Annotated in this window: 29 protein-coding genes; 4 read left to right on the plus strand and 25 right to left on the minus strand. The window is 37.3% G+C overall.

The window, feature by feature from the left end; genetic code table 11:
* Window positions 1-679: 679 nt before the first annotated feature.
* The 3 genes from ACAN53_RS06720 to ACAN53_RS06730 all read right to left on the minus strand — a co-directional run bounded on the left by ACAN53_RS06720 (window position 680) and on the right by ACAN53_RS06730 (window position 2,315).
* Window positions 680-1,144, minus strand: coding sequence for a YbaK/EbsC family protein (locus ACAN53_RS06720; RefSeq protein ID WP_379968307.1), 465 nt, complete (start codon window positions 1,142-1,144; stop codon window positions 680-682).
* 149 nt (window positions 1,145-1,293) lie between these two features.
* A complete protein-coding gene (locus ACAN53_RS06725; protein WP_379968309.1) occupies window positions 1,294-1,419 on the minus strand; it encodes a hypothetical protein in 126 nt (41 codons plus the stop codon).
* Window positions 1,420-1,562: 143 nt separating this feature from the next.
* Window positions 1,563-2,315, minus strand: coding sequence for a hypothetical protein (locus tag ACAN53_RS06730; RefSeq protein WP_379968311.1), 753 nt, complete (start codon window positions 2,313-2,315; stop codon window positions 1,563-1,565).
* A 93-nt stretch (window positions 2,316-2,408) separates the two neighbouring features.
* Here ACAN53_RS06730 and ACAN53_RS06735 point away from each other — a divergent pair, with 93 nt between their 5' ends.
* A complete protein-coding gene (locus ACAN53_RS06735; RefSeq protein ID WP_379968313.1) occupies window positions 2,409-2,753 on the plus strand; it encodes a hypothetical protein in 345 nt (114 codons plus the stop codon).
* A 51-nt stretch (window positions 2,754-2,804) separates the two neighbouring features.
* Here the strand turns inward: ACAN53_RS06735 and ACAN53_RS06740 are convergent, their stop codons facing one another.
* From ACAN53_RS06740 to ACAN53_RS06790, 11 genes are all read right to left on the minus strand, one after another.
* On the minus strand, window positions 2,805-3,791 hold the full coding sequence (locus tag ACAN53_RS06740; protein ID WP_379968315.1) for a hydroxyacid dehydrogenase: 987 nt from the start codon (window positions 3,789-3,791) through the stop codon (window positions 2,805-2,807).
* Between the two features lie 25 nt (window positions 3,792-3,816).
* Window positions 3,817-4,776, minus strand: coding sequence for a bile acid:sodium symporter family protein (locus ACAN53_RS06745; protein WP_379968317.1), 960 nt, complete (start codon window positions 4,774-4,776; stop codon window positions 3,817-3,819).
* 172 nt (window positions 4,777-4,948) lie between these two features.
* A complete protein-coding gene (gene lepB, locus ACAN53_RS06750) occupies window positions 4,949-5,497 on the minus strand; it encodes a signal peptidase I (protein WP_379970271.1) in 549 nt (182 codons plus the stop codon).
* Window positions 5,498-5,637: 140 nt separating this feature from the next.
* Window positions 5,638-6,417 carry an undecaprenyl-diphosphate phosphatase gene (locus tag ACAN53_RS06755; protein WP_379968319.1) on the minus strand — a complete coding sequence of 260 codons (780 nt, stop codon included), beginning with the start codon at window positions 6,415-6,417 and terminating at the stop codon, window positions 5,638-5,640.
* Between the two features lie 127 nt (window positions 6,418-6,544).
* Window positions 6,545-8,086: an acyl-CoA carboxylase subunit beta gene (locus tag ACAN53_RS06760; RefSeq protein WP_379968321.1), complete on the minus strand. Its 1,542-nt coding sequence runs from the start codon at window positions 8,084-8,086 to the stop codon at window positions 6,545-6,547.
* A 2-nt stretch (window positions 8,087-8,088) separates the two neighbouring features.
* Window positions 8,089-8,877 (minus strand): enoyl-CoA hydratase, encoded by a 789-nt coding sequence (locus ACAN53_RS06765; protein ID WP_379968323.1) that lies wholly within the window; start codon window positions 8,875-8,877, stop codon window positions 8,089-8,091.
* Window positions 8,878-8,882: 5 nt separating this feature from the next.
* Window positions 8,883-9,794 (minus strand): hydroxymethylglutaryl-CoA lyase, encoded by a 912-nt coding sequence (locus ACAN53_RS06770; protein WP_379968325.1) that lies wholly within the window; start codon window positions 9,792-9,794, stop codon window positions 8,883-8,885.
* 11 nt (window positions 9,795-9,805) lie between these two features.
* Window positions 9,806-10,018 carry an acetyl-CoA carboxylase biotin carboxyl carrier protein subunit gene (locus tag ACAN53_RS06775; RefSeq protein ID WP_379968327.1) on the minus strand — a complete coding sequence of 71 codons (213 nt, stop codon included), beginning with the start codon at window positions 10,016-10,018 and terminating at the stop codon, window positions 9,806-9,808.
* 19 nt (window positions 10,019-10,037) lie between these two features.
* The gene (locus ACAN53_RS06780) at window positions 10,038-11,375 is read right to left on the minus strand and encodes an acetyl-CoA carboxylase biotin carboxylase subunit (protein WP_379968329.1); all 1,338 of its coding nucleotides are present in this window, start codon (window positions 11,373-11,375) and stop codon (window positions 10,038-10,040) included.
* A 13-nt stretch (window positions 11,376-11,388) separates the two neighbouring features.
* Window positions 11,389-12,534, minus strand: a complete 1,146-nt coding sequence (locus ACAN53_RS06785; protein WP_379968331.1) for an acyl-CoA dehydrogenase family protein — start codon at window positions 12,532-12,534, stop codon at window positions 11,389-11,391.
* 553 nt (window positions 12,535-13,087) lie between these two features.
* Entirely contained in the window at window positions 13,088-13,360 is a 273-nt protein-coding gene (locus ACAN53_RS06790; protein ID WP_379968333.1) for an HU family DNA-binding protein, read from the minus strand.
* A 581-nt stretch (window positions 13,361-13,941) separates the two neighbouring features.
* Between ACAN53_RS06790 and ACAN53_RS06795 the strand changes: the two genes are divergently transcribed.
* Window positions 13,942-14,136 (plus strand): cold-inducible protein YdjO-related protein, encoded by a 195-nt coding sequence (locus tag ACAN53_RS06795; RefSeq protein ID WP_379968335.1) that lies wholly within the window; start codon window positions 13,942-13,944, stop codon window positions 14,134-14,136.
* 247 nt (window positions 14,137-14,383) lie between these two features.
* Here ACAN53_RS06795 and ACAN53_RS06800 read toward each other — a convergent pair whose 3' ends face one another.
* The 4 genes from ACAN53_RS06800 to ACAN53_RS06815 all read right to left on the minus strand — a co-directional run bounded on the left by ACAN53_RS06800 (window position 14,384) and on the right by ACAN53_RS06815 (window position 19,436).
* Window positions 14,384-17,473 (minus strand): AAA family ATPase, encoded by a 3,090-nt coding sequence (locus tag ACAN53_RS06800; protein ID WP_379968337.1) that lies wholly within the window; start codon window positions 17,471-17,473, stop codon window positions 14,384-14,386.
* Window positions 17,470-18,624, minus strand: coding sequence for an exonuclease SbcCD subunit D (locus ACAN53_RS06805; RefSeq protein ID WP_379968338.1), 1,155 nt, complete (start codon window positions 18,622-18,624; stop codon window positions 17,470-17,472). The genes ACAN53_RS06800 and ACAN53_RS06805 overlap by 4 nt, the downstream gene beginning before the upstream one ends.
* A 16-nt stretch (window positions 18,625-18,640) precedes the next feature.
* On the minus strand, window positions 18,641-18,880 hold the full coding sequence (locus tag ACAN53_RS06810; protein ID WP_379968340.1) for a DUF2584 family protein: 240 nt from the start codon (window positions 18,878-18,880) through the stop codon (window positions 18,641-18,643).
* 100 nt (window positions 18,881-18,980) lie between these two features.
* Window positions 18,981-19,436 (minus strand): hypothetical protein, encoded by a 456-nt coding sequence (locus tag ACAN53_RS06815; RefSeq protein WP_379968342.1) that lies wholly within the window; start codon window positions 19,434-19,436, stop codon window positions 18,981-18,983.
* Between the two features lie 166 nt (window positions 19,437-19,602).
* On the opposite strand from ACAN53_RS06815, the gene ACAN53_RS06820 reads away from it, so the two are divergent.
* A complete protein-coding gene (locus tag ACAN53_RS06820; RefSeq protein ID WP_379968344.1) occupies window positions 19,603-19,917 on the plus strand; it encodes a thioredoxin family protein in 315 nt (104 codons plus the stop codon).
* Between the two features lie 78 nt (window positions 19,918-19,995).
* On the opposite strand, the gene ACAN53_RS06825 is transcribed toward ACAN53_RS06820, so the two are convergent.
* From ACAN53_RS06825 to ACAN53_RS06835, 3 genes are all read right to left on the minus strand, one after another.
* Window positions 19,996-20,628 (minus strand): phosphatase PAP2 family protein, encoded by a 633-nt coding sequence (locus ACAN53_RS06825; RefSeq protein ID WP_379968346.1) that lies wholly within the window; start codon window positions 20,626-20,628, stop codon window positions 19,996-19,998.
* Between the two features lie 217 nt (window positions 20,629-20,845).
* Entirely contained in the window at window positions 20,846-21,634 is a 789-nt protein-coding gene (locus ACAN53_RS06830) for a serine/threonine protein kinase (protein WP_379968348.1), read from the minus strand.
* A 342-nt stretch (window positions 21,635-21,976) separates the two neighbouring features.
* Window positions 21,977-22,150, minus strand: coding sequence for a YozD family protein (locus ACAN53_RS06835; protein WP_379968350.1), 174 nt, complete (start codon window positions 22,148-22,150; stop codon window positions 21,977-21,979).
* 150 nt (window positions 22,151-22,300) lie between these two features.
* Here ACAN53_RS06835 and ACAN53_RS06840 point away from each other — a divergent pair, with 150 nt between their 5' ends.
* The gene (locus ACAN53_RS06840; RefSeq protein ID WP_379968352.1) at window positions 22,301-22,480 is read left to right on the plus strand and encodes a DUF3930 family protein; all 180 of its coding nucleotides are present in this window, start codon (window positions 22,301-22,303) and stop codon (window positions 22,478-22,480) included.
* Window positions 22,481-22,485: 5 nt separating this feature from the next.
* On the opposite strand, the gene ACAN53_RS06845 is transcribed toward ACAN53_RS06840, so the two are convergent.
* The 4 genes from ACAN53_RS06845 to ACAN53_RS06860 form a co-directional block, all read right to left on the minus strand.
* Window positions 22,486-23,148 carry a hypothetical protein gene (locus ACAN53_RS06845; protein WP_379968354.1) on the minus strand — a complete coding sequence of 221 codons (663 nt, stop codon included), beginning with the start codon at window positions 23,146-23,148 and terminating at the stop codon, window positions 22,486-22,488.
* 145 nt (window positions 23,149-23,293) lie between these two features.
* Window positions 23,294-23,521, minus strand: coding sequence for a YozE family protein (locus ACAN53_RS06850; RefSeq protein WP_379968355.1), 228 nt, complete (start codon window positions 23,519-23,521; stop codon window positions 23,294-23,296).
* A 168-nt stretch (window positions 23,522-23,689) separates the two neighbouring features.
* Entirely contained in the window at window positions 23,690-25,156 is a 1,467-nt protein-coding gene (locus ACAN53_RS06855) for an NAD(P)/FAD-dependent oxidoreductase (RefSeq protein WP_379968357.1), read from the minus strand.
* A 221-nt stretch (window positions 25,157-25,377) separates the two neighbouring features.
* On the minus strand, window positions 25,378-25,515 hold the full coding sequence (locus ACAN53_RS06860; protein ID WP_379968359.1) for a YjcZ family sporulation protein: 138 nt from the start codon (window positions 25,513-25,515) through the stop codon (window positions 25,378-25,380).
* Between the last annotated feature and the right edge of the window lie 7 nt (window positions 25,516-25,522).

Here is a 25,522-nt window from a genome sequence, read left to right on the forward strand (position 1 = left end):
CGAAGTACAAGATTTCAAGGAACATCAAATAGGGACGTTCCATAATTATAAGGATCGTCCCGTAATTGTAGAGGACATATATCAATAATGCATAGTACTGTCCTAATAAGTTCTGATTCTAGTTAACATAATATATATTATCGGAAGTTATAAAGAAAATTTATTTTCCGTCTCATATTGTAAGTATACTTAACTTATTGAGATGAAAGAAAAAAATCATTAGAGTTTTAGTATCCATTAAATCCACATCAATTACTACGTTATGCCATTAAATGAGTCAAGTTTTTAACAACGCTGACTCAGACTACGACTAATCTCTCTAAATAATTTTGTAAAACCGTGACTATCTCAACTATTTACAATGAGTCTATAACGTCTTACTATCAATTTGAGCATCTTTATATCTATTTATTTAAATGCTAATTCTCAAAATTTGTATTATTCTATTGGATTTTGGCTTGCAATTGTTTTAACAAATTCGATAAAGCGTCCCTTGTGTATTTTCAATCAGAATTGATCCAATGACCATATGGCCCTTGCTATGACCATTGGATCAATTCTTGGTTTTCAAATTGCCTTGACCGATTTTACCTAAATTTCCTTTACTGGCAGCCTACGTTTTATTAAGTATCGTTTCCTGTTTGTTGATCCTCCAAATGATTTTGTTATTCTAACAAAGTTATTCTGCACTCTCAGCATTTATCACTGTTCCATTCGTAATCGTTTGAAGCTTTTCAAATGTTATCGGCAGTGCTGATTCGGCTGTTCCTGCTGCTGTATAGACGAGTTCAAACCGTTTCATTGACTCATCTAAAAATATAGGTATCTCTTTGTTTAAAGCAAACGGACATACCCCTCCTACTTTATATCCTGTTATTTCTTCCACTTCTGCTGGTGTTGCAAGCTTTGGCTTGCCTCCAAGCAGCTTCTTGACCTTTTTCTGATGGACACGTATGTCTCCTGCGGTGACAAACAGTCCAAATGTATCCCCTGCTTTAAACAGGATCGACTTGGCTATTTGGGCTTCCTCAACACCAAGGACCTTCGCTGCCTCTGCGACTGTATTCGTTTTTTCCGTAAATGCAATTGGTTCTAAGCTAGTATCTAATTGTTTAACAGCTGTATAAACTTTCTCAAATGACATCTAAAATCCCTTCTTTTCTAATGATTTCCTTATTTATTGAAACTATTATCACATAAAATATGGTATTTTACTATATACACAAGAAAAACCCTAATATCAGTTTCGACATTAGGGTTTTATGTATTCGTAACATATTTTAGTTATAGAAGCTAACCTTGTTCTTCACTATCTTCTATTCTAATCGGAACCATCGCACGTTGTGGTTGAGTCATCTGTTGATATGCAACAAGAAGTAATGCTACTAATGTAATTGCAAAGAAAGTCATGCCTGTCATAATCCATGCACCTCCATTTTATATGCCTATCAATCTATAATCATTAGGTATTTCTTACTACACCTTTATTATACACCTTATTTTTGAAAACGGATACATTTCACAAAAATGTTGAAATAGTTGTACATACTCCTATCTGTATGTTAGTCAGTCTTTTCTAAAGGAGAATTCAGTACTGTAAACGCCTCTTTTTCAAGAGTTACAGTATAGTTCGGTATATCATCTTGTTGCTGTTTCCAGTTGTTCTGCTCCTTATTATTAAAAACATCCTTTATTCCCTCAGTAATAAGGTTGAGAAAGAAAATGATGATCGCAAATGCACAAAGTGGACTTAGTACAATCCACGGTGCTAGATTGAATTCGTATCGATCTAACCCGATTAATCCTGCCCATTCACTTGTTAATGATACATATTTCGTAACCATAGTAGAGATTGGAATTGCATACGATTGCTTTGCTCCGAAATTAATAATTTGAAAAGGCATCTGTCCCGTTTGCTTTAAGAACCAAATGAGCAATGCTTGTATTCCAACGATAACCATTACATCTGGAATAGCTTCCACTACAAATAACAACCACTTTATCCATGCTTTCATCGTTCGGTTAGAAATCATATATAGAATGCTTAGTATAATTGCTACAGTAAAAGCAATGAAAAATGCGCTCGCTAACAAGGTCATAGAATAGGAATATGGACTCCATATGTTTGAAAAAAACGTAATTAGATTAAACTTACTAAGTGAATGTATCAAATCTTCTATTGCAAATACGTATAAGAATGGTTGAAAGGAAACAGTATGATTATAGGTAAACAGCGAAGGCAAACAAAGAATCAAAGTCGTTGCGATAATAAAATGTAATAGGGTAATCATACTTATACGTAATCTGCTAAACATTTCTATCGCTCCTATATGATATAATTAACAAAACTTTATAATATTATATCATTATCTGGGATTACAGGATATAAAAGGAAATGAGGAGTGTTTATGAAATTCTTACTTGTAATCACAATCACTGGTTTGCTTTTGTCTGGATGCTCTGCCGATATTCAAACTTCACGAACGCAGCAAAAACCTATAGATAGCATAGAAACTGTAAATACAACAGGGATTACTGCTACCCAATTTGCTAGTATCAAGGAAGGAATGAGCTATGACGAAGTAAAGCAATTACTCGGAAGTGAAGGTGATATAATCAATGAATCAGGAGAAAAAGGAACGCCTACCTATAAAGTGGATTATGCATGGCCAGGTAAGACATCAAGAACAATGGGCCGTGTTACGTTTTTAGATGGAAAAGTAAGAAGTACATTTCAAAATGGATTGCAATAGCTATCACCGTAACATGTAATAGGAGCCATTCATAAATGGCTCCTATCTTTCTTATGTTCGTGTCAATACTTCAGGATTTGCAATATACTCTACTTTTTCTCCGTGAAAAAAGCGAATGACATTTTCCGCTACTGTCGTGGCTGTAATATAGTTACATTCAACTGTTGTTCCTGCGACATGAGGCGTTACCAGAACATTTGGTAGTGATAATAGTGGTAAATCCTTTGCAGGAGGCTCAGGATCAAATACATCTAGAGCTGCTCCCGCAATTTTTTCATTTAGTACGTAATGATACAAATCTTCCTGGTTGACGACTGCTCCCCGGGCAGTGTTAATCAAATACGCAGATGGTTTCATACACGATAAAAGTTTTGCGTCAAAAAAATGTTCCGTACTTTTTTGAAGCGGAATATGTAGGGACACAAAGTCAGCTTGTTTTACGACTTCTTCTAAATTTGTTGTTAAGTTCACGCCTATTGCACGTGCGATACTTTGTTTCGAATAATCATAGTTTCTAACCCATGCCGTTACCTTCATTTCAAGTCCAAGAGCTAATCGCTTCGCTACTTCCTGCGCGATATTTCCAAAGCCAATTAACCCTACTGATTTTCCTTTTAATTCATAGGTTGGTATGACATTTCTTGCCTGATAGTTTCCTTGTTTCATTTCATGATTGAACGAGATTACAGATTTACTAAGCGCCATGATGAACATGACTGTATGTTCTGCCGTAGAAACTTTATTGACCGACGGAGCATGTAAAACAGCAATTCCTTTTTTCGTTGCATAGTCTACATCAATATTATCAAGACCGACACCTGCCCCAGATATCATCTTTAGATTGGGAGCAGCGTCTATGACTTCTTTCGTAATTTTTGCAGGTGCTCGTAAAACAATTCCGTCAACATCGTCTGCTAATTTACATAAGTGCAAAATATCATATTCATTTGTTTGGATGACACTGGCACCCTTGCGAAGAATCGTTTCTCCTTCTTCATGATACATCGGAAGAATTTGTAATATGCGAGGCTTATTCAACTATATCACAGTCCTTTCTTGAAATTTAACTTGCTTTTGCTATTTCTCTTTTTTTATAATATCGATCTAGTACATGACCATTAAGCGATGCTAGTGTTTGCTGAAATAACATACCGAGTATGACAGGAACTGCTACTGCAGCAGGAAAATAGGTAATGGCTACAACTGCACCTGCGCTAATGTTTCGCATGCCTCCTGTAAAGGTTAAGGTTATTACATCCTCTTTATCAAAGTGAAGTACTTTCCCCGTTAACCATGAAAGAGCATACCCGGACGTGGAAATAACAAGAATCATGAAACAAATCAAAACAAGTTTACCGTTTATATGTACGAGGTAAGGTGCTACATTGGCACTATTGATCATAACAACAAGACCTACTCCAATTTTAGAAAACGGAGACAGTGGTTTTCCTATTGTCGTTTTTACCTTCCCAGCTGTAAGTTGATTTAACAGCATACCTAAAATAGAAGGCAGAACAACCATTCCTAGTAAACCTTTCATAATCGGCCATACATCCATAGAAACAGCACCGCCGCCTAATAAGGCAATGCTATAGGGAACAATAAGAGGAGATAATAGTGTATCAATTAAGATAATAGACAACGCAAGTACCGCATTCCCTTTATAAATAGTAGTCCATATTAAACTAGTAACACCTGTTGGGATTACAACCGCTAAAATTAATCCGGTTATTGTGAATGGATCCCCGCTAAATGATAGATGCCCAAGCAGCCAAGCAACAATTGGCATGAGGATGTGTAAGATAACTAGCACAACAATTGTTGGAAGCGGATGAAGAACAACACGCTTTAATGATTTAAAGCTCGAACCCAAGCTCCCTGTAAATGTAATAAAAGCAAAAATCCATGCAACAAGAAAAGCAAAGGATTTCAGATGGTCAGCAAAAAATACACCTAGTACTACACTTGTTGGTGTAATGATTGGCATCACTTTTTCCAAAAAACGATTCAGTTTTGACAACATTCTCAGTTCACTCCTACTGCTACATAACTATATTTTTTTCATGACAAAATGACCATCTCAAAATACTATTGCAACTAACTTATCTTTTTTTGAATTATAAGTAAAGAGCAAAAGTTTATAATTCCCCTCATTGTTTGCATAAAAAAGCATCAGAAGGCTATTCCCTCTGATGCTAAAATCCAAATACCTTGGATCCTAATACATGATCGATTGGAACAAATCCAATTTCTCTACTGTCTTTGCTATTGTTACGATTGTCACCCATGACAAATACATGTCCACTCGGTACTTTCCATTTTCCTTGTGCGACTAGCGTCATTTCTTCTTTTATGTAAGGTTCATCAACGAGAGTACCATTTCGATATAACTTATGATCTTTTAATTCGATTTCATCTCCAGGCTTACCGATAATACGCTTTACATAAAGAAAGCTATCTTGGCGTTTGTTTGTAACAAGCTGAAATAGCGCATTTTCAGTAATATCGTCAAGAACAGAACGTGCCCGGTCCACACGACTATCAATAATAACAACATCCCCATAATTAGGTTCCTGGGAAAATGTATGCGACAGCTTCGAAACCATAATTCGTTCTTGATCTCGTAATGTCGGATCCATAGAATGTCCCTCAACCTTATAAGGTTGAATCAAAAAAACACTTGTAATGAAGGCCAATACAAAAGCAATGGCAATGGAACGAATCCAACTCCATATTTCTTTTATTACTTTACTACCCAAGGAAATACCTACCCTTCTAAACAAAATATACTGCTAGTAAAAGAGTACCATGTTTTTGCCTATAATAACAATGGCTGTATCACCGTTATACAGGATAATTCATCGCATATTATGTAACGTTTATCTTAAAAAACTCCGTAAAATTGAAGACTAAGTATAAGTATGCCAAGCAGCCATACATAATAGGAAAATATTTTTAAAGAATGCTTCTTTAAAAATTGGATCATCCATGAAACAGCTATATAGCCAAAGAAAGCTGCGGATAGGGTTCCAATAAGTAGAGATGTTCCAGAAATCGTTTCTGCTTTTCCTTGTACAATATCTCCGGTCTGTAATACGATGGCTCCAATTATCGCCGGTGTGGATAATAAAAACGAAAAGTAGGCTGCTGTTTCCCGGTCTAGCTTACGCCATAATGCTGCGACAATTGTCATACCAGAACGAGAAATAGCTGGAAAAATAGCAAACGCTTGAAAGGAGCCAATAATTAGGGCGTCTTTGTAAGTAATATCCTCCATCTTTTTACTCCCGCTTTTCCCTACTTCGGCTATGTATAGAAAGCAACCAGTTGCTAAAAACTCCCATCCAATAGTTACTCCTGTTTTTGATATTTCCTCAAAAAAATCTTTAAATAAAAGCCCGATGATAACGGCAGGGATTGTTCCTACAACTAGAAGAAACGTCAATTTACTAAAGGGACGTTTGATAATACGAATCCACTCTTTCCGGTAATAAACAATTACTGCTAGTAACGTTCCAAGATGAAGCATTGTATCTAAAAATAAACCAGCGTCATCTAAGCCAACTAGATGACGTCCCAAATACAAATGGCCCGTGCTACTAATCGGCAAAAATTCCGTTAACCCTTGAATAATACCTAATAAAAAAGCTTCTAGCCCATTCACGAAAGTCCCTCCTCTTTACGCTTGTACCAGTATATGCGAGAAAAGTAGCGTTCATGATGCGAGGCAAGAAGCTGATTTATAAAAAAAGGAACGCAGAAAAAATTCTCTTTCTGCGTTCCTAACTTTGTTAAACCGGATATACAGCATGCTTCCGATCTGTAAATACTTGATATTTACTGCTGTACATGTCAAATCGCTTAATAAGCTTGCTTCGTAATGAATTAGGATGAACGACACCATCGATAATCATTTCAGATGCCAGATGGTAAACATCAATATCTTTTTTGTATTCTTCGCGCTTTTCTTCAATGAATGCTGCTCGCTCTTCCTCAGGAAGTGCAGCAATTTTATTAGCATAAACCGCATTTACCGCTGCTTCTGGTCCCATAACAGCTATGGATGCAGTAGGAAGTGCTAAACAGCAATCGGGTTCAAAGGCTGGGCCTGCCATTGCGTAAAGCCCTGCTCCATATGCCTTACGAACGATAATTGATATTTTCGGAACAGTTGCTTCACTCATCGCCGATATCATCTTTGCACCGTGACGAATAATACCTGCTCGTTCCACCTTTGTACCAATCATAAAGCCAGGAACATCTGCTAAAAACAGGAGTGGAATATGGTAGGCATCACACAATGTAATAAACTTGGCCGCTTTATCTGCAGAGTCATGGAACAAAACACCACCCTTCATTCGGGGCTGGTTGGCAACAATACCGACAACCTTTCCATCGATGCGAGCAAGACCAGTAATAATTTCTTGGGCAAACAGCTTTTTAATTTCGAAAAATGAGCCCTCATCAATAATGCGATAAATCAAATCCATCATATTAAAAGGTGCGTTTTGGTTTTGTGGTATGATTTCTTCTAACGTTTTTTCAAATGTTTTCGGTTGTATCGCTGTTGTGACAGATGGTTTTTCTAAATAGTGATTTGGAAAATACGAAATATAGTTGCGTGCAAGTATCAATGCTTCTTCTTCCGTTTTGCATAGTACATCTCCGCATCCGGAAACGGAACAATGCATACGTGCTCCGCCCATTTCTTCGAGGGTCACTTTTTCTCCGATTACCATTTCAGCCATACGAGGTGAACCGAGGTACATCGAAGCATTTCCTTCTACCATCATAACAATGTCACAAAAAGCGGGAATATAGGCTCCTCCTGCTGCAGAAGGTCCAAACAATAAGCAAATTTGCGGGATTTTCCCTGATAGCTTTACTTGATTATAGAAAATACGTCCTGCGCCGCGGCGCCCTGGAAACATATCAATTTGATCGGTAATACGTGCCCCTGCCGAATCAACTAAATAAAACAATGGTGCGCGCAGCTTTTCAGCTGTTTCTTGAATGCGAAGGATTTTTTCAACCGTACGTGAGCCCCACGACCCGGCCTTTACAGTTGAATCATTCGCCATCACACAAACAGTGCGTCCATGTATCTTGCCAATAGCAGTTACTACACCGTCTGCAGGTAAATCATCATTATCGCAATTTGCAAATAATCCATCTTCTACATAGTCAAAGTCATCAAATAAAGCAGTAAGGCGCTCTCTTACGAAAAACTTCCCTTTTGCATTATTTTGTTCATGATATTTTTTGGCTCCGCCCTTTGTTATTTTCTCCACGCGTTCTTCTAACGTACCTTGCTTCTGTTGTTGATCTAGCACGATTATTCCCCCTTATAGATTGGCTTTCGCTTTTCTCCAAATGCTTGTAGCCCTTCCAAACGATCCTTTGTCGGGATGATAGTTTCATATGCCTCTATTTCAACTTGAAGCCCGCTTTGAATATCCACCTGCATCCCTTTTGAAATAGCAAGCTTTGCAGCCTTTACGGCAAGAGGTCCATTTTGTGCAATGAGTGCCGCAATCTCATAGGCTTTCGTAAGCAGATCTTCCTTATTAGCTGTAAATTCTACAAGACCGTATTCCTTTGCTTCGACTCCTGTTATACGTCTGGCTGTATAAATGAGCTCTTTGGCCCTGCCTAAACCGACTAACCTAGGTAAACGCTGCGTTCCACCAGCACCAGGAATGATGGCAAGGGATGTTTCGGTTAAACCAAGTGTAGCGGTTTCAGCAGCGACGCGAATATCACATGCTAAGCAAAGCTCTGTTCCCCCGCCAAGTGCAGTGCCATTTATCGCAGCAATGACAGGTTGCGGCAATTGTTCGAGTTGATTTATCGTTTCACGAATTAATGTGACCGCCTGGCGTACCTCGGCTTCATTCATTCCCATTCGTTCCTTCAAATCTGCACCGGCGCAAAATGCTTTTTCTCCTGCACCGGTAATAATCACAACACGTATATCTGTATTTTCTCTTATCTGATTCCATACTTCTTGCAGTTCCTCAAGCAATGAAAGTGATAATGCATTCGCTTGCTTCGGCCTGTTTAGTATAATGGTCACAATATGCTCTGTACGAAATTCAACTGAAATATTCTCTAGCAGAAGCATCGCGTTCACCTACTTTTCATTTTTTGTTGCATAGCGCGGTGTACATGACTGTGTAACGGCATATTTAGCTTACGCTCTATAAACTGAGTAGCAATTGTAAAACGGCTTTCATCAATATTTGTTTGTATTCCCATAGCAGAAAGCATATGAATGAGATCATTTGTTGCGACATTTCCGGAAGCGCCTGGTGCATACGGACAGCCTCCTAATCCCCCGCACGCACTATCAAACGTTGTGATCCCCATAGATAGTGATTGCATAACATTAGCAAGGGCCATTCCATACGTGTTATGAAAATGAAGTGCTAGGGAAGAAGTTGGGAATTTACTAAGTAGAGACCCTAATACACGTTCTACTTGAGACGGATTTGCTACGCCAATCGTATCTCCAAGAGAAATTTCGTAAATTCCGTACGATAGCAATTCCTCACAAATCTCTTCAACTTTCGAAATGGAGACCTGCCCTTCAAAGGGACAGCCAAACACAGTTGATATGTAACCACGAACTTTTTTTCCAGCTTGTAAGCTATTTACGGTTACTTCTTTTATGGATGCAAGAGCATCCGAAATAGATGTGTTAATATTACTATGATTGTGAGTCTCACTTGCTGAGAGAAATACACTAACTTCATCTACATTTACAGAAAGAGCACGCTGTAATCCGCGAATATTTGGAACGAGAGCAGCATAGGTAACGCCTGCTTTTCGCTCCAAATGGGCAAAAACGTCCGCTGCATCTGCTAAAGCCGGAATCCACTTTGGATGAACAAAGGATGACACTTCTATATAAGATAGCCCCGTTTCGGATAGGAGGTGAATCCATTCGAGCTTATCTTTTGTTGCTACGATTTTTTTTTCATTTTGCAATCCATCTCGAGGACCAACTTCTTTTATCACAACAAAATCAGGCAACTTCATCCCTCATCCTCCTATTCCAGTTCCGCTATAACATCACCTTCGTTTACAAACTCTCCCTCACTTACGTTTAATTTCACAATTGTTCCTGCTTGTTCAGTTGAGATTGGAATTTCCATTTTCATCGACTCTAAAATGGCAACATCTTGTCCTTCTTCAATTACATCTCCTACATTCACCACAAGCTTCCATACGCTTCCTGCCATCGTAGCATATACATTTGCCATTTTTTTCTCCTCCTTTAATTTATTTTTGAACTACTCGTTCTGTTAAAAAGCTCGTCGTATACACTCCTATGCGAAATGTCTCATCCTCTAGCACTTGAAGTAGTAATGGAATATTTGTTTTAATACCTTGTAATTTGAAGTCTGTAAGTGCCTGATGAAGCGACTGGATTGCCTTCTCTCTTGTAGCTCCATGTGCAATTACCTTTGCAATCATTGGATCGTAATAGGGAGTTATGGTTGTTCCTTCTTCGACAAAATGATCAATACGAACCGTAGTTGGAAGTTGAAGAAACGTAATTTTTCCTGGTGAAGGATAAAATGTGTTGGGATCCTCTGCGTACACCCGTGCTTCGATACTATGTCCGTTTAAAGCAATATCCTCTTGTGAAAAAGAGAGCCTCTCTCCTGCGGCAATACGCAATTGTTGTTCAACTAAATCTAAACCCGTAATTTCTTCCGTTACCGGATGTTCGACTTGAAGGCGGGTGTTCATTTCTAAAAAATAAAAATTCATCTCTTCATCAACAAGAAATTCAATTGTTCCTGCATTCTGGTAGCCAATAGCCTTTGCTGCTTTTACGGCAATTTCTCCCATTTTTATACGTGTTCTTTCATCTATGAAAGGGGAAGGAGCCTCTTCCATTACCTTTTGGTTTCGCCGTTGAAGCGAGCATTCTCGTTCCCATAGGTATACGGTATTGCCATATGAATCTGCTAACACTTGTATTTCGATATGATGAGCGTTAGTAATCAATTTTTCAATGTACATGTCTCCATTTCCAAAAAAGTTCTTTGCACGTGTCATATTACTTTCAAAAACCTGAACGAGCGTTTGCTCATTTTCAATCCGCTGCATACCAATTCCACCGCCGCCAGCAGCAGCCTTTAGCATAAGCGGATAACCAAACTCTCCTGCGATAACCCTTGCATCAGAGATTGTAGGTATACGAGTTGTAATTCCAGGCACCACGGGAACACCTGCGGCAATCATCGCTTTTCGAGATTGAATTTTATTTCCCATCTGCAAGATGACTTCCTTAGAAGGGCCAATAAATGTAAGTCCTTCTTCAGCGCAGCGCGAAGCAAAATCTGGATGCTCCGACAGCAATCCATAGCCTGGATGAATAGCCTCAGCTCCTGTCTTCTTTGCAATTTCAATTATGGTATCAAGCTTTAAATAACTATCTTGCACGCGCGATCCGCCGATGCCATATGCCTCGTCAGCAAGCAAAACGTGCATGGAATTTGCATCGGCTTCTGAATACACGGCAACCGTCGTAATTCCTAAACGTTTACAAGTTTTTATAATTCGAACTGCAATTTCCCCGCGATTGGCAATTAGGATTTTAGTAAACATTTACATTCCTCCTTTAGCGAAGCCCTAACTGTCTTGCAATTACAAGGCGCTGTATTTCAGACGTTCCCTCTCCAATTTCAAGTAACTTGGCATCTCGCATATACCGTTCTACTTCATACTCTCGCATATACCCAGAACCACCATGTATTTGAACGGATTGATTTGCAGCACGGCTTGCCGTTTCTGATGCAAATAGTTTTGCAAAGGCAGCTTCTTTTGCAAAGGCTTTATTATGATCCTTCAACCATGCTGCCTTGTGTACTGCATTTCTCGCTAATTCAATTTCCATTGCCATGTCTGCTAACTTAAATTGAATCGCTTGGAAAGAGGAAATCGATTTTCCAAATTGCTTGCGTTCCTTAGCAAACTGGAGTGCTTTTTCAAAAGCAGCTTGTGCAATACCAACGGCTAATGCAGCAATTGATATACGTCCACCGTCTAGCGTATATAAAAATTGGTGAAATCCTTTATTTTCATCACCTAAAATATTTTCTCTTGGAACGCGTACTTGGTCTAAAATGATTTCACATGTATTGGAAGCTCGCACTCCCATTTTGTCATATGGGCTTGAAATCGATAGTCCTTCTGTATTTGTAGGAACAATAAAAGCGGAAATTTTCTTTTTTCCTCTTTCATCTACTCCATTGATAGCGGTTACAATTATTGTGTTAGAGTACTCCGCATTTGTAATCCAGCACTTTTCTCCGCTAATAATATATTCATCGCCATCAAGAATTGCCTTTGTTTGTGTTCCACCTGCATCAGACCCAGCATTAGGTTCTGTTAGACCAAATGCGCCAAGCGTTTTTCCAGATGCCATAGGAATGAGATAGGTTTGCTTTTGCTCTTCTGTACCAAAGTAATAAATGGGGGATGCACCAAGAGAAATAGTTGCTGCATAACTAAGCCCCGTCCCTCCGCATGCACGTCCAATTTCTTCGACTGCCAGTGCATATGACAATGTATCTCCGCCAGATCCACCATATTCTTCAGGAAAGGGAATTCCTAGTAGTCCAAGTTCCCCCATTTTTTGAAACGTTTCATATGGAAATTCTCCTGTACGATCGTAGTAGATTGCCTTTGGTGCGATTTCCTTTTCAGCAAAATCCCGAACCATTTCTTGAATCATCTGTTTTTCACGTGGTAAAGTGTACTCCATTTTGTCACGCTCCCTCACTTTATTCGACAGCGATTCATGTACTAACGAGATATAAATTTGAAGTAGGCATGATAAATAGTTTGGTTATTTTTTCAATTCTGTCATTATTTTCATTGTAAAGCATATTTCCATAAAATGGGCAAAAAAGAATCCTACATAGTTCTACAACTATGTAGGATTCCATCGAATCATCAGATATTTTGTTATAAATCAAATCGAGTACGTGGTACGACACAAGTGTATGTACGATAACCATAAGAATGAAACCATTCAAAATCCCAAAAACAACAAACCACTCAAAATACATATGAATTGATTATTCTTTTTTAGTTCCGCCATGATTTCACTTTCAATATGAATCCCCTTATTTTGAAACACGATTCCTTTATCTCTATTTTCTACAGCAATTATAATAGTACGTAGATTTTAATTTTTTTGCTACTGATTATTGAAAAATCTTATTTTATTTTTATATTAACCATACGGTACATGAAATTTAATTATTACTTATAAAAAAATGTGTCTAGAATCTAGACACATTTTTTTGTATGTATTATTTTACAGCTGCTTTTAATTCTTTTCCTGCTTTGAATGCTGGTGCTTTTGTTGCAGCAATTGTAATTTCAGCACCTGTTTGTGGGTTACGGCCTGTACGTTCTGCACGTTCGCGAACTTCAAATGTTCCGAAACCAATCAATTGTACTTTTTCACCAGATGCTAAAGCTTTTGTTACAGCTTCAAAAACTGCATTGACTGCTGATGTTGCATCTTTTTGTGATAATTCTGTTGTTTCCGCTACTTTTTTTACTAATTCTGTTTTATTCATGTTTGCCACCTCTATTTATACTATTGATGAGGGCTTTATTATAACGCACAATGTGGCTTTTGTACAAGTCATATCTGTTATTTCTTCTCTTTTTGACAATGAATACACCGAAGTATTCTTTAATGATCACACATTACTATTAGACATTTTGTGTATTTGAGATACCGGTTCCGTATTTGCGTTAAAGAAGCTGGTACATAAAAAATGTTACTATGGTATTGACATTGCTATAATTTTGAAATTGTGATACAATGAATTTACATGAATGCATCTTATTTATAATTCACATTTTGTCAAGCAGTGCTATTTTGTCTACGAAGCTTGCCAATGTGTGAATCATTTTTTTATAAATAAATATGTCATGCATAGTAACTTGTTGCAACGAACATGTAACCAGTTGTATCCGTTCCAAGTTACATTAAACAGGGTTCTAAATCATTTAAAATTGAACGAGGCCACCGTAATCCCTTTAGGGATAAAGTCATTTTTCTTTCCTTACAAGAGGATACAGGCTGTTAACAGATTCGTTAGCAGTCTTTATTTATTTTAGCCTTATTCTTAATTTAAGAAGGAGTGATTTCATGAATTGGAATAAGAAAAAAGACATTATGCAGCAAGAACGCAAATTAGAAGAAGTTGAGGTTTGGGCTTGCGAGGCAGACGATTGTAAGGGATGGATGCGAAAAGAATTTTCTCTTAGCGAAGTACCTACCTGCCCTTTATGTAAATCAAAAATGAAAACGGAAACTCGTATGCTATACGAATTATCGAATTAAACAAAAAAGCTAAGCCGATTTCAGGCCTAGCTTTTTTTGTTACTCACGATCATGATTCTTACTTTTCATCATTTGATAGTATGTAAAAACTAAGCAAGCAATGGCAAGCAAACTACATACATACTGAAAAAATTTCAAAACAGTCATAGGCACACCCTCCTTACATGATGTATAGTATGCCTATAATTTCACCCTTCTATATTATCTTCACGATTATATTAAAATTTCTATTCCCTAGTTTCTAACATTACTTAATAACAAATTTTGTTTGGCTAAATCCATCCTTACTCTTTGTCACTTCTAATGAAACTGGGAGAGCTTGCTTTAGTTCCTGTACGTGTGAAATAACTCCAATAATCCGGCCCGATTTCTGCAAATCTATTAACGTATCAATTGCTTTCATAAGCGACTCTTCATCAAGTGAACCAAACCCTTCATCGATAAACATTGTTTCAATGCTAATACCGCCCTCGTATGATTGAATAACATCAGCCATTCCAAGTGCTAGACATAGAGAAGCATTGAATTTTTCTCCACCTGATAGAGTTTTCACATCACGAGTTTGCCCAGTATATGCATCGTATACATCCAAGCCCAGTCCACTTTGTCGATTTCGTTTTTCAACTCGATCACTTCGTTTTAAGAAAAATTGTCCATTCGAAAGTTTTCGTAATCGTTCATTAGCAGCATGAACAATTTGCTCTAAATATTCAATTAAAACATACCGTTCAAAGGAAATTCTATTTTCATTATCTCCCTTCACGACTTCATATACATCTACTATTTCTTGATAGATTACTTCGTCATCATGAATTTGTTCATCGATGGAAGCAATCTTTCCCTTTAATTTGATTATATCTTCAATTGTACGCTTTACATTTTGTCTTTGCTCAATAAGGGATGTAACGAGTTGTTGAATATCCGTTATGTCTTGTGTCAGCTCGGCTAAATCGCTTTTTTCTTTTCCATCTAATGTTTGTTGCAAACGAACCAATTGCTTTTTCATCACATCCACAGATGAATAATAATCTTGCAGGTTTCTTTTTTCGCTCACCACTTGCTCAGGTGTTAATTTTGCTGTTTCATAGGCGGCCATATTTATAAAGCCTGCTCCTATTAGTTGCACATCGAACAATTTTTGCTTTTCTACTTTTTGTACAGTAGCACGTTCAAGCTCACGTGAGAGCGAATCAAATTCAGCACCTATTTGAATTGCCTGCTTTTGTATGGTCTCAAATTGTTGCTGCACGCTATGCCAAGATTGCTCTAATTCTTCAAATTTAGATTTTGCTATTTGACATTGTGAGCGCCATTCTTCTAAAGAAGTAATCGCACTGGGAAGTGTATTTCGATCATGTTCAAGAGACAGCTTCTGCTCCATTTCTTGAAGTTGGATCGTATGAATCTCACTATCGACTTCCTTTATTTTGTCTACTAAAGTGTCTATTCTTTGTTCTTTTTCTTTTTCCAATTTACGCATAGAAGAACGCTGTTTTTCATTCTCCTCTAGTTGCTTTACATCCTTACTTAACTGTTGTCCCCGCTCTGTTAGGGATTGAAAAATGACCGCAAAATTGGAAATATCATAGCCTCTATATTTCGCTTCTACTGCATATTCTTCATATTGCTTTATACTTAATTTCCACTTTTCATCGTTTCGAAAATAGATTTTTTCTGCTTGTTCTTTTCTTTTACGCACTTCGTTCATTTGGTGTTTGTCTATTACCTCAATCATTTGATCGGCCAGGTTCGGATGTAAGGTACTCCCACAAACTGGACAAGGCTCTCCATCATGTAAGTGAAGTGCAATTTGTCCAGCCTGTTCCGATAAATATTGCTTCTCAATTTCCTCGTATGCCGCGTTTGCATCGTTCACTTCTTTTTTCGCTTCATGAAGAGTGGATTCATCTTTCTTACTTTCATTAAGGGCTTTCTCAACCTTCATTAATAATTTCACATCATCACGTAATGTATCCAATTCACGCTGTTTTGTTACAAAATGCTGCGATGCCTCATCCAGTTGTTGCAATTGCATAGAGATCTGCTTACGCTCTTGCATAGCTCGTTCATATTGTTGCTTATAGGTATGTAACATTTCACTCTTTTTAGTTATATGAGAAGCTAAAGCTGCTATTTTCGTTGTTCGTTCCGCCCAAGTTTCCACAATGGATTGCATGTCTTGAAGCACATTCCACTCTTGCTTTCTCTGTTCACGCAGCGTTTGCTTTTCTTTTTCTTCTTCAAAGAGTAACGTAACTTTCTTATACGCAGAATCCAGTTGTTCTTTTTGTATTTGAACAGTTTTATAAACTTGATTCGTCTGTTCAACAACTCGGTTTGCTTCTTTACATGAAGCTTCATACGGCTGAATACGATTTGCCTTTTCTGCTTGTACCAATTGTTCCTCTTTTTGTTTCATATACGATTGATTTTCTATAAGATTATTATATTCAATATTCGTTTGCTCGAGCTGTTGAAACAGTTCATTAATGGACTTTGCCTCATGATAAGCTTTTTCTTTTTGACGCAATTGAGAAATCTGTAAGCTTTCTTCGTTACGTAATAGTTGTAGCTGCCCGTTGAAAAATGCCTGCTCTTCCTCTAGCGCCGCAATCATTTGAAAACTATTCCAACTGCTTTGCTGCGAAAGTTCCTGTAACAAGCTTTCTTCACGCACTGGCATGGCAAGTGCATTGCGGTAATAAATATCCCTTTCTTGTATTTTCCCCTCTAACTTGTTTTTTAATTGTTTTCGTTTATGATCTAATAACTCCCGAATTTGGTTATAACGATTCGTTTTAAAAATCCGACGCAATATTTCTTCTTTATTTTCTGTTTCCGAAGTTAATAGTTTCCGAAATTCCCCTTGTGGTAGCATCACAATCTGACTAAACTGATGCTTTGTTAATCCGATTAATTCTTCTAGCTTTTTATTTACATCATTCACATGAAACCGATCTACACACGGTATATTTTCGCCATCTACCACTTCATAAAGCTCAACAACTCCGCCAGTAGCCGTTTTATTTCCTTGTTTACGATGTGCCATTTGCCGTTTTATATAATAGGTTTTCCCGTGCATTTCAAATGTTAACGAAACAAACGTATATGTATCATCATCAGCAAAATGACTTCGTAGCATACTAACATCATTTCTCTCTTCCCCGCTCGCCTCACCGTAAAGAGCGTAGCAAATAGCATCGAAAATCGTAGTTTTCCCAGCGCCTGTATTACCTGAAATAGAAAATAGGCGATGTTCCCCAAGCTTTGTAAAATCGATGTTTTCTTGATATTTGTATGGACCAAATGCGGTCATTGTTAATAGAATCGGTTTCATTGTCGTTCCCCCTCCAGTGACTGGAGCTCTTCTAAAATGTCTTGAAAAATCCGTTGCTTATTTTCTGTTGGCTCAATTCCCTTCATTTCTTTGTAAAAGGCCTTAAGCAAAGCAAAATCATCCATCTTATGCCGCTCCGTCACTTGCTCACTATTTACTGTTTCCTGCCTTTTTATAATCCGTTCCACATGCATCGCATTTGGATAGACAGAACGAATTTTTTCCATAGGCTGCAATACAGGATTCTCATCAAGCAAGTGTACGAACACATAGTCATCTGAATTCTCATGCTGCAGTATATCATGCAAGGTTCCTTCTATTGTTCTCATTTTACGCAATGGTTCAAGCAACCGTTTTTCAATGGTAGCCTTACCATCACCGTCTAAGGTAACAATATAAAAACCTTTTTTATGAGCTTCTTCAGAAATAGAGTACGGTAAGGGGGAACCTGCATAACGTATCGTTTCATTTGTAACAAAATGAGCCTGGTGTAAATGCCCAAGTGCAGTATAGTCAAAACTAGTAAAATAGTTACTATTCACATATTCGGCACCACCAATCGATAACGGCCGTTCTGAATCACTTGTGTTTTCCTCTTCCTCTCCTAAGGATGTAACAAACGCATGACCAACAAAAACATGACGTGCTTGACGGTCCATTGATTCACGTATCATAGATGTAATGATTCGCATTGCATCGTCATGCGAATGAATATCTTCATTTTGCAATACATGACGAACAATACCTGGATCCGCATAGGGAACGAGGTGGACATGCACTTCTCCGTATTGGTCGTGTAATGTTACGGTTTCAAACGGGTACTGAAGCTGTCCGATAATATGAAGTCCTTGGCGTTTCAACAAATCACTACCAAAATGGATGCGGTCAGGGCTGTCATGGTTTCCTGCTATCGAAAGAACTGGTGTTTCTAAATCAATCACGATTTTTTTCAACGTTTCATTTAATAATTCCACCGCTTCCGTGGGAGGAATCGCACGATCATATAAATCGCCTGCAATAATAACCGCATCTGGCTTTTCTTCCTCTATTGCTTCTATAAAGCGATCTAAGATATAAGCTTGATCGTGCGTCATATACACACCGTGTATAAGCTTTCCTAGATGCCAATCGGCAGTATGAAATAGCTTCATTGTACTTAGTCCCTTCTTAGTTCACAGAATGAAGAGAAATAAGTTGATACTGGAATATTGTTTTCTCATCAGACCAAGAGATTTTTTTAGGAATAGCCGTTCCAATTCGTTCTTTTTCCGTTTTCAAGAGTGCAACTGATTCATTTAATGGATACACATGATATCCCTCTAACACAAGTTCAAATAAATTATTCTCTATATCAATCCGAATTTCATTATCATTTGTAACAATATTTGTATGCGTCTCAAATTTCACTTCATTCATCTCCTCTAGCATGTTCTTACTTTTATAGTAAATGCTTCTTTATAAATTGACAAGGGAGAGGAAAACAGTTGATTTCCTCTCCCTTGTATACTTATACATATCGAAACCATACTGTCCATTTTTTCCTGCTATCTTTACTTATAAAAAATTCACCTAGCTTGTTCATTTGTGAAGAATTCGGAAAACGTAACCGAACGAAGTATGAACGATTTGCTACTGTAAGCCCGCATTGCTGAACTGCAATGTGGTAATACGAGGCGTCCGTTCGCTTTAGATTCTGCAAAGGGCTAACGACTTCGGCTGTCCATTTTTTATTGTTTCCATACATATTCTTGACGATGTAATCTTGCAAAGCTTTTTCCACTTCTTCTTTGTCCTGTTCTGCATTAGCCGATAATTCCTCTGCTTTCGGACAAACGACTTGCTTATTTGATTCTGCATAAGCAATAGATTGAACCAAAAATAACAAAAGGAAAGCAAAACAAAACGGCACTAGCCTTTGTTTTCTATTTCTTAGGTTACTAAGCGAGCTATTATTTGTTTTCAATACAAACACCTCCCTGTCGCTTATATTTTCCTAATTTAGAAATTATAGTACCCTTTTCTCGATATCCCTCTATTATCCGTTTCAAATAATTGACACAGAACTGTAAAAAGATTATAAAGAAATGGAAGTATTATCGCTTATTACATATACAGGAGGGGATGAGAAAATGAAAAGCATCCAATCAGCAGCAGAATTCCGTGAAATTAGTAACAGTGAGACCCCCGTGGTAGTAAAATTTTATACAACATGGTGTCCGGATTGTGCACGATTAAATAATTTTATCGATGATGTAATTGCTGAATTTAATGCGTTCGCTTGGTATGAAATTGATAAGGATGAATTTCCAGAGATTGGGGATGAATTTCAAGTTATGGGGATTCCAAGCCTACTTGTATTCCAACACGGGAAAAAAATCGGTCATTTACATAGCGCCAATGCAAAAACAGAAGAACAAGTCACTGAGTTTTTACAAGCATATTAATTTTCGTTTAGTATTGATAATTTCTAGAAAGACGACCATCACATTATTTTGTGATGGCCGTTTTTTTGCTTACATAATTCATTGCAGCTTATCCTTATCTCGCTGCATCATACTGTGAAACAAAGTGCAGAGGAGCAGCCAACCACATCCAGCAATCATACCAGCGAGAACATCAGTCGGATAATGAACACCTAAATACACTCGGCTTAGTCCAATCGAAAATATAATGAAACTACTTATTACAATTAAAATAATTTTCAGACGCAATGTGAGCCGATATTCAGTAATGGCAAGATAGGAGACAAATCCTAAAAAAGCTGTTGCATTCATCGCATGACCACTCGGAAAGCTATAACCAGCTGCAGTGATAAGCGTTTGCACATCAGGACGAGGTCTTTCATACCAGGATTTTAATAGGTAATTCATGTAATCAGCTCCATATAGGCTAGCGATTGTAAACAACGCGGAAAGGAATCGTTTGTGTATGAATAAATACACCACTAACAAAACGGAAAGCGGAATGTAAACACGCATCGATCCGAGTGTAGTCATAAACAAAAACCAATCCGACAAAGCTGGATTACGAAAGCCCTGTACGAAACGACTTACAGCAGTATCGAACCTCACCATTAAACTCATATTGTAAGTAATCGAAAAAAAGTAAAAAACTAACCAACATCCTACCACATAACTAATTTTTCGATAGTTCATAATTTATGCTCCTAAGTAAATAGAATGGAGAGGTATAGTTTCCCTCTCCAAGCAACAATTATACATTAATAATTTAGTTTTCTAATAACCGCCTCAAATTGCTTCCCAAAGCAGAAATATTTTCTTCAGTGGTATGGATTTACTGATGCATCTTATCTACATCTAATGCCTCAGATAGCAACCCTAGGATTCCACTTCTATCAATTTCAATGTATATTCATTCCTCTACAAAAGTCAAAATGTCCATCATTAGTTCCTCTACTGATTCATATGGCTTTGCTATTTGTAGCATTCTTTTCAATATGGATCGGCCCATTGTACTGATATCTAGTTCCTCATACCATGGCTTTTCGTGTTCCGTAGTGGATTCATAGCCTGAATACAGCAGAAATAGTGCAAAATGTCCAAGTGCATAAAAATCACTATAAAATTGTATATTTCTCATTCGCAATTTTTCATCATAGAAGGTTTGGATTCGTTCGTCTTGTTCACCGATATAACGGGCAAGTCCGAAATCAATGATAGAAAAAGAATGATTATCATATAGGATATTCGGTATTCGAAGATCACGGTGAACAATATTATGTTTGTGGATATACATGACAATACATAGAATGCTATGGATAATTTGAAAAACATCTCGTTCGCAATACGTTTGATGTTGATCGAATATCAGTTCTTCAAATGTCAGCCCAGGCATACGTTCCATTACAAGAAATAAATTTCGACGCCACTTAAAATCATCTACTAGCTTGGGAATTGACGGGTGATTGAGCGCTTGCAGTATTTTCTTCTCGTATTGAAACGAATCTCGTCCATATTTCGACCAGCGTTTACTTGTACGTAGCTGTTTTACTACGTATTCCCTCCCCGCATCGTCCAAAACCACGTAAGAAATACCGTAGCTACCCATTCCTAACACACTTTGAATCGTATATCGATTTAGCTTCATTCCTATTCGTAAAGGTCGATCTATAATATAAGACGCATGGTACAGCAAATCCATCATTAGCTACTATATGATCTATGGCTCTTACGTTTTTTTGTATAATATTCATGTCCATGATGTTCTGAATGGCGTCTAGAACCAGAGTGATCACTCGATGAATGTCTCTTGTAATGTCTTTCGTGGTCACTTGATGAGTGTCTCGTGAATCTCCTCTTATGATCACTGCTAGAATAACGACGAGATTGGCTACCAAGAAGAGATTGCAATATTTTTTTTAACATAGTTTCTCCTCACAAAAATAGATTTTTAACAATTATAACAGAGTTTGGCAATGAAAATTCACTAAAAATTGTGACAAATTTAAAAACGACGAGCTTTTACCCGTCGTTATATACTCCGTTATTCTTCATCAAAAATTTCATCAATCATACATTTTTCTACTAAATAGTCAAATACAATATCTGCAAGCTCATCCGTCTCTTCGGTTTTCGGGACATAGCCTCTTTGGATTAACTGATTGTAAAAGAATTCTGCAATTTCATCTGTATCAATAACCACTTCGATTTCTTTCACACTCATCACTCCTTTAATTCTGTTTTATGAGAAAAAAGAAAAAATATGTTTCTTAAAAAAAACATTTTCCTTCTGCTTATGTACGAGTTATAGGAGATGAAGGTCTTGCATACTCTTAGAATACAAGCAATATTAAAGGGGGAATGTATATTGGCAAAGCAATTGTCCTGTGCGGAGAAAGAACAGACAAGAGGATCATTTACATTTTTGACGAACGAAAAAATTGATCAAGTTATGGAATCCATCATTCGTGCAATGGTTCTTTTTTTAACAGTTGTAGGCATACCTTACACTATATATTTACTTTGGAGGTTTCTTCTCTCTTTTTAGACGGTTCATCGTTTTTCTGATAACTTCGTTAAATACTGCATAACAACATTCATAACAGTTTCATATTCTTGATCTTGAAATGTTTGATACAGTTCTTTGTAGTCATTATAAATATCAAGTAATCCGTCGATAATTTCTTGCCGGTTTGTTTTACTACTAGCCCGTTGCGAATTATTTACTACCTTTAACTTTTCTAAGTCCAACTTATTAATACCGGCTTTATCATTTTTTAACTTTTTTAAAATGGCTGTTGCTGTTTGTGAATTAGCAAGTAATGTTAAATCTGATTCATCCGCTTCCAACCATTCACCATCCGTAATTCGCGATAGCTCATAGATTGTATCCTCCCAAGCATCATTCTTATAGCGCCATACCTCTGTTCGATATCCGACTACACGAAAAACATCTTTTTCGTAGCCAGATACTTGCACAAGATCACCAAATGAGAATTGATAATGTAACTGGAGCCACTCTTTTTCCACATTTTGCCCCTCATACTCTGTAATAAATTGTACAACGTTCTCGACATACACACCGTCATGATTATTAATTTCATAAACATACACACCGTCTAACATTTTAATATTTGTTATCTTTCCGACAGTGCCGTATAGAGTAACCACGACTATATCCCCGATACTAAATTTAGGCTGCTTCTTTTTTGTCAAAACCATCCTCCCCTTAAGAGTCGTGATTAGTAGCGTGTTATAACGATAATAGTATATGCGAGCTACAAGAAAACGCGTATCTTAGATATAGGGTAAAGAAAATATTTTTACAAAAACAACATAAAAAAGTAGTATCCGTTTTTATTTATGAATGAAGGGCTGTCTCCAATAAATAAGTTTCCCATGCTTGATCGAACATTGTCATTGAATCCAGTAGTCCGCTTACTTCTAGATACGAGCTAATTTCTTCATAATCATTTGAATACTTGGGGAAACTGTGGTCTTCATAAATTACAGTAGCTATAATTGCATAGAGATCTGCTTTCGTACTATGACGGTATTTCATCATATAATGATAGAATGACTTACTCATAGAATGCCTCCTCGTTTTTTTGATTCATTATACACATTGTAAAGTAAAAAAACCAGAAGCAAATCTCCTGCATATAAAAAATACGAACAGTTGGAAAAGGAGAATACTTCCTTTTTGATACCATCTGTTCGTATTCAAATTCAAAATATTGTTTTCAACAATCTTCTATTATCCAATTTCGAGTGCTTGATCAGCTGAAATCTTTATTTTTTCTACAATATTCCTTGCTATCCAAACCCCGCAAGCACTCGCTTGAGCGAGACCACGGGTAATACCAGCACCGTCTCCACCTAAATACAATCCAGAAATTTCGGATTCGAAATGCTCGTTCAACTTAGGACGTGCAGAATAAAATTTCGCTTCTACACCATAAAACAAAGTATGCTCGGATGCAATACCCGGTGTTACATGATTAAGGGCATCTGTCATTTCAATTAAGCTTTTCATTGTATTGTACGGAAGCACAAGTCCTAAATCACCAGGAACTGCCTCTTTTAATGTAGGTTCAATAAATCCTTCACGAATTCTCTTTTCAGTGGATCGACGACCCTTCAATAAATCTCCATATCTTTGCACAATAACACTTCCCATACTAAGCTGATTCGCTAGGTGAGATATTTCATGTGCATATTCATTCGGCTGATCAAACGGCTCTGAAAATTGATGAGAAACCAAAAGAGCAAAGTTCGTATTATCACTGCCAAGAGCGGGATCTTTATAGGAGTGGCCATTTGCATTCATAATTCCTGTATGATTTTCCACCACTACATGGCCGGAAGGATTGCTACAAAATGTACGTACTCGCGTTCCGACTGATGTGTTGTAGACAAACTTTCCTTCATATAAATATTTATTAATTTCCTCCATTACAATGTTTGATGTTTCCACACGAACCCCAACATCTACTTGATTCGATGTCATATGCAAACGACGCTTTTTTAAAATTTTTGTAAGCCATGTTGAACCATCACGACCAGGCACAATAACCACTTTATTTGCCGTGATTATTGTACCATCTTTTAGAAGAACACCGCAAATAGTGTCGGTACCATTTTTCTTTTCAGTCAAGATGTCCTCTACTTCTGTCTTTAATCGCATTTCAATTTTCGTTTTCAAATATTCATAAATGCTCTTTAATATTTCTAAATTTTGTTCGGTTCCAAGATGACGAACCTTAGCACGTAAGAGTTTTAACCCAACTGCATAGCCTCGTTTTTCTATATCTCGTACTTCCTCTGTTAGGGGATCTGTGATTGTATGTGTTGCACCGTGTTCCAAATTTATCTGATCCACGTAATGAATTAAATCTAAAATAGTAGAAGAATCCAAATAATCAGTCATCCATCCACCGAATTCGCTCGTTATATTAAATTTACCATCTGAATAAGCACCCGCTCCGCCGAATCCATTTGTAATACTGCATGCAGGTAGGCAACCAGCATGGTCTTTCTTTCCAACAGGAGGTGGACATTTCGTAATTTTCTTTTCTAAAATCGGACAATTTCTCCGGTAAATATCATGCCCTTTATCAATTAATAGTACATTTGCTTCCGGCATTTTCAAAGACAATTCATAACATGTGAAAATGCCTGCTGGACCTGCACCAATTACTATTACATCGTAATTATATTTCATATTTGTATTCCCCCCTAGACGTTCAGTAAAAAATCCTTTCTAAAGGTAACATGGAAAGTACCAATTGTCAATTTTTACGAATTATTTTAAATATAAAATGTTTATTGTTCGTTTTATCATTATATTCTTCCTAAATTTATACTATGTAATCCCTATCTATACAGAAAGAACCGATTAATGGTCCATTAATCGGTTTGATTGATGACGCTCTATAGAACTGCTTAGTGAATCCAAGATGCCCCGATAATAATTAAAAGAATAAACAATACAACGATTAATGCAAATCCAGATCCATAACCATGACCGTAGCCGCCACATCCACATCCATATCCATATCCCGGATATCCATATCCATACATAGTTTTT

The sequence above is a fragment of the Ectobacillus soli genome (genome assembly GCF_042610425.1).
In the GTDB taxonomy this organism is placed as follows: Bacteria; Bacillota; Bacilli; order Bacillales; family Bacillaceae_G; genus Ectobacillus.

Coding starts and splice junctions, on each gene's coding strand:
- ACAN53_RS06720 (WP_379968307.1), bottom strand. CDS start 1,144: ATGTCATTTGAGAAAGTTTATACAGCTGTTAAACAATTAGATACTAGC.
- ACAN53_RS06725 (WP_379968309.1), bottom strand. CDS start 1,419: ATGACAGGCATGACTTTCTTTGCAATTACATTAGTAGCATTACTTCTT.
- ACAN53_RS06730 (WP_379968311.1), bottom strand. CDS start 2,315: ATGTTTAGCAGATTACGTATAAGTATGATTACCCTATTACATTTTATT.
- ACAN53_RS06735 (WP_379968313.1), top strand. CDS start 2,409: ATGAAATTCTTACTTGTAATCACAATCACTGGTTTGCTTTTGTCTGGA.
- ACAN53_RS06745 (WP_379968317.1), bottom strand. CDS start 4,776: ATGTTGTCAAAACTGAATCGTTTTTTGGAAAAAGTGATGCCAATCATT.
- ACAN53_RS06765 (WP_379968323.1), bottom strand. CDS start 8,877: ATGCTTCTGCTAGAGAATATTTCAGTTGAATTTCGTACAGAGCATATT.
- ACAN53_RS06770 (WP_379968325.1), bottom strand. CDS start 9,794: ATGAAGTTGCCTGATTTTGTTGTGATAAAAGAAGTTGGTCCTCGAGAT.
- ACAN53_RS06775 (WP_379968327.1), bottom strand. CDS start 10,018: ATGGCAAATGTATATGCTACGATGGCAGGAAGCGTATGGAAGCTTGTG.
- ACAN53_RS06780 (WP_379968329.1), bottom strand. CDS start 11,375: ATGTTTACTAAAATCCTAATTGCCAATCGCGGGGAAATTGCAGTTCGA.
- ACAN53_RS06785 (WP_379968331.1), bottom strand. CDS start 12,534: ATGGAGTACACTTTACCACGTGAAAAACAGATGATTCAAGAAATGGTT.
- ACAN53_RS06790 (WP_379968333.1), bottom strand. CDS start 13,360: ATGAATAAAACAGAATTAGTAAAAAAAGTAGCGGAAACAACAGAATTA.
- ACAN53_RS06795 (WP_379968335.1), top strand. CDS start 13,942: ATGAATTGGAATAAGAAAAAAGACATTATGCAGCAAGAACGCAAATTA.
- ACAN53_RS06800 (WP_379968337.1), bottom strand. CDS start 17,473: ATGAAACCGATTCTATTAACAATGACCGCATTTGGTCCATACAAATAT.
- ACAN53_RS06805 (WP_379968338.1), bottom strand. CDS start 18,624: ATGAAGCTATTTCATACTGCCGATTGGCATCTAGGAAAGCTTATACAC.
- ACAN53_RS06820 (WP_379968344.1), top strand. CDS start 19,603: ATGAAAAGCATCCAATCAGCAGCAGAATTCCGTGAAATTAGTAACAGT.
- ACAN53_RS06825 (WP_379968346.1), bottom strand. CDS start 20,628: ATGAACTATCGAAAAATTAGTTATGTGGTAGGATGTTGGTTAGTTTTT.
- ACAN53_RS06830 (WP_379968348.1), bottom strand. CDS start 21,634: ATGGATTTGCTGTACCATGCGTCTTATATTATAGATCGACCTTTACGA.
- ACAN53_RS06850 (WP_379968355.1), bottom strand. CDS start 23,521: ATGAGTAAGTCATTCTATCATTATATGATGAAATACCGTCATAGTACG.
- ACAN53_RS06855 (WP_379968357.1), bottom strand. CDS start 25,156: ATGAAATATAATTACGATGTAATAGTAATTGGTGCAGGTCCAGCAGGC.
- ACAN53_RS06860 (WP_379968359.1), bottom strand. CDS start 25,515: ATGTATGGATATGGATATCCGGGATATGGATATGGATGTGGATGTGGC.